Below are 7,010 nucleotides of genomic sequence, written 5' to 3'. Positions count from 1 at the left end.
CGGGGACTCAGAAAGTTGCAGGAGTACACCATGACCCGTTCCACCCTCTACCGCTGGCCCCTACGCCTGGCCTCAATCGCCGCCTGCCTGCTGTTTTGGCACGTCGCCGCTAGCCAGCACCTGGACTTCGGCCTGCTGACCTTCACCTATGTACCGACGCCCACCTCAGTGGCGCAAGCCGCCGTGGCGCTGGTGGAAAGCAGCAAGCTCTGGGCCCATTTGTCGAGCAGCTTGCTGCGGGTGTTTGCCGGCTATGTGGCGGCGGCGATTCTCGGTGTGTTGCTGGGCGTGGCCATCGGCCGCTGGAAGTGGGCGGAAGACACGCTATTGCCGCCGTTGGAAGTGCTTCGCCCGATCCCGGCCGTAGCGTGGATTCCCTTGGCGATTCTGATGTTTCCCTCGTCCGAGCTGTCGATGGTGTTTATCACCTTTACCGGCGCGCTGTTCCCAGTGTTGCTTAACACCGTGCATGGCGTGGAAGGCGTCGACCCGCGCCTGATCGCCTCGGCGCGCAGCTTGGGCGCCGGGCGCCTAGCGATTTTGCGTGAGGTGGTGTTGCCCGGTGCGGCGCCGAGCATTGTCACCGGGCTGTCCATCGGCATGGGCACCTCGTGGTTTTGCCTGGTGACGGCGGAGATGATTTCCGGCCAGTTCGGCATCGGTTACTACACCTGGGAGTCGTACACCATTCAGAACTACCCGGACATTATCGTCGGCATGCTGCTGATCGGCGTGCTGGGCATGGGCAGCAGTGCCCTGGTTAAACGCTTCGGTGGCCTGGTAACGCCTTGGTACCGGGTGAAGGGGAGAGGTTGATGAGCAGTCACGAAAGTTTTCTGGCGGCCGGGCGCATTGACGTTAAAGGTCTGACCATCCGCTTGGGCGAAGGCTCCCAGGCGTTTGAGGCGGTGCAGGCGCTGGATTTCAGCATCGGCGCTGGCGAGTTTGTGTGCATTCTCGGCCCGTCCGGGTGCGGCAAATCGACCTTGCTCGGTGCCTTGGCCGGGCATCTACAACCCGGCGCTGGGGTGTTGAATGTGGATGGCGAAGTGGTCGACGGGCCGTCGCCGGCGCGCGGTATGGTGTTTCAGCACCACACCTTGCTGCCTTGGCGCAGCGTGCTCGACAACGTCGCCTTTGGCTTGAAAATGCAGGGCCTGAACAAGGTCGCGCGGCGCCAACAAGCGCGCGATTTTCTCGGCCTGGTGGGCCTGCAAGATTTTGCCGAACGCTGGCCCAATCAACTCTCGGGCGGCATGCAGCAACGCGCGGAAATCGCCCGGGTGCTGATCAATCGCCCGCGCCTGTTGTTGATGGACGAACCCTTTGGCGCCCTGGATGCGCAAACCCGTGGGCGTATGCAGGAGCTGCTGTTGGATATCTGGGGGCGGATTCGCACCACGGTGGTGTTTGTCACCCACGATATCGACGAGGCGCTGTTTCTCGCCGACCGCATTTTGGTGATGAGCCCACGGCCGGGCCGCTTTATTGAAGACCTGCGCCTGGATTTCCCCCGCCCACGGCGCGCCGAGCTGCTCACCAGCCCGGCCTTTACCCATTTAAAACGCCACTGCCTGGAACTGCTGCGCCACGAAGAAGGCCGCGAGTTGCCACGCCTGACCCCGCTGGGCCTGCCCAGCGACCACCCGCCATTGCGAATCGCCTTATGACCGACCTACAGACTGATAACCCGGATATCCAAACCCTGCTACCGCGCTTGCACAGCAGCGACAGCGGCGTACGCCGTATTGCCCTGATTGACCTGGCCGATCTGGAAGACCCGGATGGCTTGCCCTTTCTGATCCATGCCCTGGGCCAGGACAACGCCAGCGAAGTGCGCAGCGAAGCTGCCCGTTTGCTCGAGGGGTGGGAAGAGCACGAGGTGGTTAGCGCCTTATGTGCGGCCCTGGCCGACGCTGACGACAAGGTGCGCGCTGGCGCCGCGCAAAGCCTTAGTGAACTGAAAACCGCCGAGGCCGGGCGAGTGATTTTGCCCTGGGCGGCACATGCCGATGCGTTTGTGCGGGCCAGCGCATTGCGAGCCCTGCGCGAGCTGCGTTTGGCCGACAGCGCGCCAGTGGCGTTGCTGGCGCTGGAAGATGGCGATGCCTTTGTGCGGCGTGAAGCGGTGGGTATTCTCGGCTGGTTAAAACAACACAGCGCACTGCCACACCTGGCACGCCTGGCCAGTGATGACCAGGATGCCGAAGTGCGCCGCGCCGCCACTGGCGCACTCGGCTTGGCCCGCGATGCCACGGTGTTGCCAGCCTTGCAGACCGCGCTCACCGACCGCGCCTGGCAAGTGCGCGAAGAAGCCGCCACCACCCTGGGCAAAGTCGGCCTCACCGAGGGTGGCCCGATTCTGTTGGCGGCGCTGGACGATGACTACTGGCAAGTGCGCCTGCGTGCTGCCCGCGCCTTGGGCAAATTGCGCTTTGCCGCCGCCTTGCCGGCGTTGATTGAGGTACTCGGGCACGCCATTAGCAACCTGCGCAAAGAAGCGGCCCTGGCCCTTGGCGAACTGGCCGATAGCAGCGCACTGCCAGCCTTGCTGGCGGCAGAAAACGACGGCGACCCGGAAGTCCGTAAGGCCGTGCGCATCGCCATCGCCCAATTGCAGGGGGCGTGATGGACGCTCCCGTCGTATTGCGCAATCGCAAAGAACAGCGGCAGTTGCTAGTCGAGTGGGCTGACGGCGCGGTCGAGTTCAGCCATGCCCGTTTGCGTGCCGCCTGCCCCTGTTCACAATGCCGTGCCGGGCGCCTGGGCGGGCGTATCACCGTGGTCGACGAGCAGGTACAACTCACCGCCATTCACCCGCAAGGCTACGGGGTGCAATTGGTGTTTAGTGATGGGCACGAGCGCGGCATTTACCCCTGGGCTTACCTACGCGGACTTTTAGGTTAGGCGGACGTCGCCTGGTGCGCACAGCACACCCTACGGTTAAGGCTCGTGGCCCGGCGCGATGGTGATCGTAGGGTGTGCTGCGCGCACCAAGCGGTACCTGGGCAAACGCAATGGTGCGCACACCTGACGCGGACTGGCACATTCTGCAAAAGCTTTGCGGCACAATGCCTGCCTTTTAAAGGAGGCTGTGGGATGGCTGAGTTGCACTACGACGTCGCTGTTGTCGGCCTGGGCGCCATGGGCGCAGCGACCCTCTATCAACTGGCCAAGCGCGGCGTCAACGTGGTCGGTGTCGACCGCTTTGCGCCGCCCCACGACCAAGGTTCCAGCCACGGCGACACACGCATCACCCGCCAGGCGGTGGGCGAGGGCGATGCCTATGCGCCGTTGGTACGCCGCGCGCAGCAGATCTGGCGTGAGCTGGAAGCCGAGACCGGCGCCGAGCTGTTTGAGCAATGTGGCGTGCTGGTGATGACCTCGAGCAAAACTGCCACCTCGCACCATGGCACTGCTGACTTTACCGAACGCACCCTGTCGCAAGCGCGCCGTTATGGCATTGAGCATGAGCAACTGAATGCCGAGCAGATTCGCACGCGCTTCCCGCAATTCGCCCCGGTGCTCGACAACGCCACCGGCTACTTCGAGCCGGGCGGCGGTTATGTGCGCCCCGAGCGCTGCATCGACAGCCAACTGCGCTTGGCCCAGCAGCTTGGCGCCGCCGTGCTGACCGGCGTCACGGTGAGCCAGTTGGACTCCACCGCTGACGGCGTAACGCTGAGTGCCGACGGGCAAACGTTGCGGGCGAAACAGGTGATCGTCTGTGCCGGTATGTGGAGTGCCGAATTGCTCGGTGCACCGTTCGATGCGCTGCTGCGGGTTTGCCGGCAAAAGTTGTATTGGTTCGAGCTGGCGCAGCCGAGCATTTTTCCTGTGCCGTCGCCGACCTTTATCCTCGCCCATGGCCCCACCGACGAAGACCTCTGCTACGGTTTTCCACCGCTGGCGGGGGAGAACTGCATCAAGATCGCCACCGAGCATTACGCCACGGCGACTACCCCGGCGCAGCTCAATCGCGATGTCAGCGCCGAGGAATGTGCGCAGATGTTTGCCAGCCAACTGGTCGGCAAACTTGCCGGCGTGCTACCCAACGCGGTAAAGACCGCTGTGTGCAGTTATACGGTGACGCCGGACTTCAATTTCATCATCGACCAGCATCCCCACCACCCAGCCGTTACCGTGGTCAGTGCCTGTTCCGGGCATGGCTTCAAGCATTCGGCGGCCATCGGCGAAGCGCTCGCACAGCAGGTGGTCGACGGCCGCAGTGAACTGGACCTGAGTGCTTTTTCCCTGGCGCGTTTTCCTGCGGCGGTTAAACCTTTGCTTTAGGCAAAAAAAGCCCCGTCTAAAACGGGGCTCTTGGGTTATCTTTCAGTCAGGACGCGTCTTGTGGGCAACAGTGGAGTACCAGCATTTGGCCTTGTCAGCGGATTTATCTCGGGCTAGTCGAGCCCCCTCTTCATCCAATTCATCTGCAAGGACGGCAGGCACGGTTACCCCTTCAAAACGCCTGGAGCGCGGGTTAATCAGCGGCACCTTGCTGCTCTTGCTCTGGCTGCCATTGCCGCTGGGCAGCAACCGCGATTGGTCGATGGGCCTGCTGGTTTTGCTCTGTGGCGGCTTAGGTGCCGGTTGGGCGGTCAACGCCCTGCGGCGTAACCGCGACCTTGGCCCTACGTTGCGGCCGGCGCTGCCAATGCTCGGGCTGCTGCTGTTGAGCCAGGCGTGGGTGCTGCTGCAATGGCTGAGCGGGCGAACGGTCGATACCGCTGCCACCTTTCAATACCTGATGCTTGGCCTGGCTTACAGCCTGTTGTTTTTGTTGGTGGTGGACCTGTTTCGCACGCGCAAACGCCTAAGCCTGCTGCTCGCCGTCTTGGTGGTAAGCGGCACCTTTCAGGCGTTTTTTGGTGTGGCGATGACCTTGTCTGGCGTTGAGGGGCTGCTGGTGGGCGCCAAGACCAGTTACTTGGGGGATGCCACCGGCACCTTTGTTAACCGCAACCACTTGGCCGGCTATCTGGAATTGACCCTGGCAGCCGGCGTCGGCCTGCTGATGGCGCTGCGTGATGAGCGGCCATTTCGTTGGGTGGATGTGCTGGAGATGTTGCTGGGCCCCAAAGGGCGGCTGCGCTTGGCCCTGGTGCTGATGACCATTGCCCTGGTGATGAGCCATTCGCATATGGGCAACTCAGCCTTTTTCACCAGCCTGCTGCTGGTGGGCGGGGTGTTTGTCCTGCTCAACAACAAGGAGCAGCGCCTACGTAATGGCTTGATCATCGCCGGGTTGCTGGTGATTGACCTGCTGGTGGTCAGCCAGTTTGTAGGGGTGGATACGTTCGGCCACAGCGCTCAAGCCGAGGCCGTAGTAGCCGATGGCCAAACACCGCTGGCAGCAGACGAGCTACGCGCCACCGTTGTCAAAGACGCCTTGCCGCTGGCTCAGGAAAAGCTGTTTACCGGCCATGGCGCGGGCACCTTTGAGGTGCTGTTTGGCAAGTTCGCCAGTGCCGATGTGACCTTGCACTTTGACCATGCCCACAACGACTACCTGCAATTTCTGATTGAGTACGGCGTGCTGGGCAGCCTGCCGTTGCTGGCGTTTGTGCTGCTGGGGCTGTACCACGCGCAACGCGCCATGTGGCAGAGCGAATCGGTCTACCGCGCCGGTGTTGGCCTGGGCGCGAGCGTGGGTATTGTGGCCTTGCTGATTCATTCGCTGGCCGACTTCAACCTGCAAATTCCGGCCAACGCGGCCACCTATGTGGTGATGTGCGCCATGGGCGTATTAGCCAACCACCACTACCGCGACCGTCGCACGCGGGCGCGTACCTAAGCCAGGGCTTACGCGGTGCATCAGGCGTCGCTAGACACCAAGCGCGGCGCCACTTGGCGCCGCCATACCTGAGCCAACACCGCACCAACCAGCACCCCGGCGATATTGGCGGCCACATGGATAACCGACATGTCCTGGTGGGGCAGCAGGCCCTGGGCCAGCTCGATAAAAATCGCCAGTAGCACAGCGTAGGTAAAGGTCCAGAAGATCAGCGTGCGCGGAAACGCCAGCCTGGCGCAAAACACCATCAAGGCGAAGGCTATGGCGTGGTAGCTCCAGCGCTCTTCGATTTGCACGGGCAGCCAATCCAGGCCGAAACCATCGATAAGAATCACCGCCAAGGTGGCGGCGAATACCAGCATTAATATGAATCGACTCATTACTTGGCCTGTGTCTTTTCCGGAAGTTCTGCAGGTTTAGCGACTAATTTATTTGAGGTCTGCATTCTGAACAACTCGCGCTTTGGGAAGGTGAACAACATTCGTCCATGATGGCGATTCAATAGCATATAGATGCCAGTGCACACGGCCAGATTGACCACCACCAACACCACTAGCGCCGTTACCACACCGGCATCGGCATAATTGCTGGGAACATTCAGCGGCAGAATCAACTGCGCCGCCACATCAATAAAGAAGTGATGCATGACATAGATGGGCAGTGTGTAACGCCCCAATGTTTGTAGTAGATTTAATGTGAAGTGTTTGGTCAGCAGGCCAATAAAGTCCAGCGCCGCAATCACCAAGCAGCAAGAGATCAGAAACTTGACCCCGGGTATATCAATGGCGTCGTATCTTAGCGCTAATTCACCGAGGGCGAGGAAACCGACCACGGCAATAGAAAAGCGCAGCGGATTAAAGCGTTCGATAATCCGTTCTATATAAGGCTTGCCATAGCAACCTATGGTGAAGAATACGGCGTTACTGGCAATGCTGCGCAAACTCCAACTTTCTTGCGGTACAAGTTGCTTAGCCAACAGTGAGAGCAAGGCCATAAACGTAAAGGTTAACAGCAGGTGCTGATTACCCAGTTTGCACACGGTGAAGAACATCACCAACGCGTACAGGTACCAGATCGCGGTGTTGCCCATCGCCACGTCCAGGGCGAAAGCGTCTAGGGTAAAGGGGAAGGCTTCGGAGCCGTGGACGAGTTCGGGGTTGAAGTGCGAGATCAGGTAGGCGCGGAAGCACCAGTCCATAATCACCCAAAG

8 protein-coding genes are annotated in these 7,010 nt (G+C 61.1%); 6 read left to right on the top strand and 2 right to left on the bottom strand.

Annotation, left to right across the window (positions count from 1 at the left end):
• The first annotated feature begins 30 nt into the window (after positions 1–30).
• From AAAB16_RS22305 to AAAB16_RS22280, 6 genes are all read left to right on the top strand, one after another.
• Positions 31–816 carry an ABC transporter permease gene (locus AAAB16_RS22305; RefSeq protein ID WP_340665305.1) on the top strand — a complete coding sequence of 262 codons (786 nt, stop codon included), beginning with the start codon at positions 31–33 and terminating at the stop codon, positions 814–816.
• Entirely contained in the window at positions 816–1,670 is an 855-nt protein-coding gene (locus tag AAAB16_RS22300; protein ID WP_340665304.1) for an ABC transporter ATP-binding protein, read from the top strand. The genes AAAB16_RS22305 and AAAB16_RS22300 overlap by 1 nt, the downstream gene beginning before the upstream one ends.
• Positions 1,667–2,629 (top strand): HEAT repeat domain-containing protein, encoded by a 963-nt coding sequence (locus AAAB16_RS22295; RefSeq protein ID WP_340665303.1) that lies wholly within the window; start codon positions 1,667–1,669, stop codon positions 2,627–2,629. Before AAAB16_RS22300 ends, AAAB16_RS22295 begins: the two co-directional genes overlap by 4 nt.
• A complete protein-coding gene (locus AAAB16_RS22290; RefSeq protein ID WP_340665302.1) occupies positions 2,629–2,907 on the top strand; it encodes a gamma-butyrobetaine hydroxylase-like domain-containing protein in 279 nt (92 codons plus the stop codon). Before AAAB16_RS22295 ends, AAAB16_RS22290 begins: the two co-directional genes overlap by 1 nt.
• A 192-nt stretch (positions 2,908–3,099) precedes the next feature.
• On the top strand, positions 3,100–4,293 hold the full coding sequence (solA, locus tag AAAB16_RS22285; RefSeq protein ID WP_340665301.1) for an N-methyl-L-tryptophan oxidase: 1,194 nt from the start codon (positions 3,100–3,102) through the stop codon (positions 4,291–4,293).
• Positions 4,294–4,501: 208 nt separating this feature from the next.
• On the top strand, positions 4,502–5,800 hold the full coding sequence (locus AAAB16_RS22280; RefSeq protein ID WP_340665300.1) for an O-antigen ligase family protein: 1,299 nt from the start codon (positions 4,502–4,504) through the stop codon (positions 5,798–5,800).
• A 20-nt stretch (positions 5,801–5,820) separates the two neighbouring features.
• Here AAAB16_RS22280 and AAAB16_RS22275 read toward each other — a convergent pair whose 3' ends face one another.
• Both AAAB16_RS22275 and AAAB16_RS22270 read right to left on the bottom strand, forming a co-directional pair.
• Positions 5,821–6,180, bottom strand: a complete 360-nt coding sequence (locus tag AAAB16_RS22275; RefSeq protein WP_340665299.1) for a VanZ family protein — start codon at positions 6,178–6,180, stop codon at positions 5,821–5,823.
• A partial coding sequence (locus AAAB16_RS22270; RefSeq protein ID WP_340665298.1) for an acyltransferase family protein occupies positions 6,180–7,010 on the bottom strand: 831 nt, incomplete at its 5' end. The genes AAAB16_RS22275 and AAAB16_RS22270, both read right to left, overlap by 1 nt.

This window comes from Pseudomonas sp. (genome assembly GCF_037994325.1).
GTDB lineage: Bacteria > Pseudomonadota > Gammaproteobacteria > Pseudomonadales > Pseudomonadaceae > Aquipseudomonas.
Note: the sequence above shows the minus strand (reverse complement) of the source record. Positions and strands in the feature narration are given on the sequence as shown.

Coding starts and splice junctions, on each gene's coding strand:
- AAAB16_RS22305 (WP_340665305.1), top strand. CDS start 31: ATGACCCGTTCCACCCTCTACCGCTGGCCCCTACGCCTGGCCTCAATC.
- AAAB16_RS22300 (WP_340665304.1), top strand. CDS start 816: ATGAGCAGTCACGAAAGTTTTCTGGCGGCCGGGCGCATTGACGTTAAA.
- AAAB16_RS22295 (WP_340665303.1), top strand. CDS start 1,667: ATGACCGACCTACAGACTGATAACCCGGATATCCAAACCCTGCTACCG.
- AAAB16_RS22290 (WP_340665302.1), top strand. CDS start 2,629: ATGGACGCTCCCGTCGTATTGCGCAATCGCAAAGAACAGCGGCAGTTG.
- solA (WP_340665301.1), top strand. CDS start 3,100: ATGGCTGAGTTGCACTACGACGTCGCTGTTGTCGGCCTGGGCGCCATG.
- AAAB16_RS22275 (WP_340665299.1), bottom strand. CDS start 6,180: ATGAGTCGATTCATATTAATGCTGGTATTCGCCGCCACCTTGGCGGTG.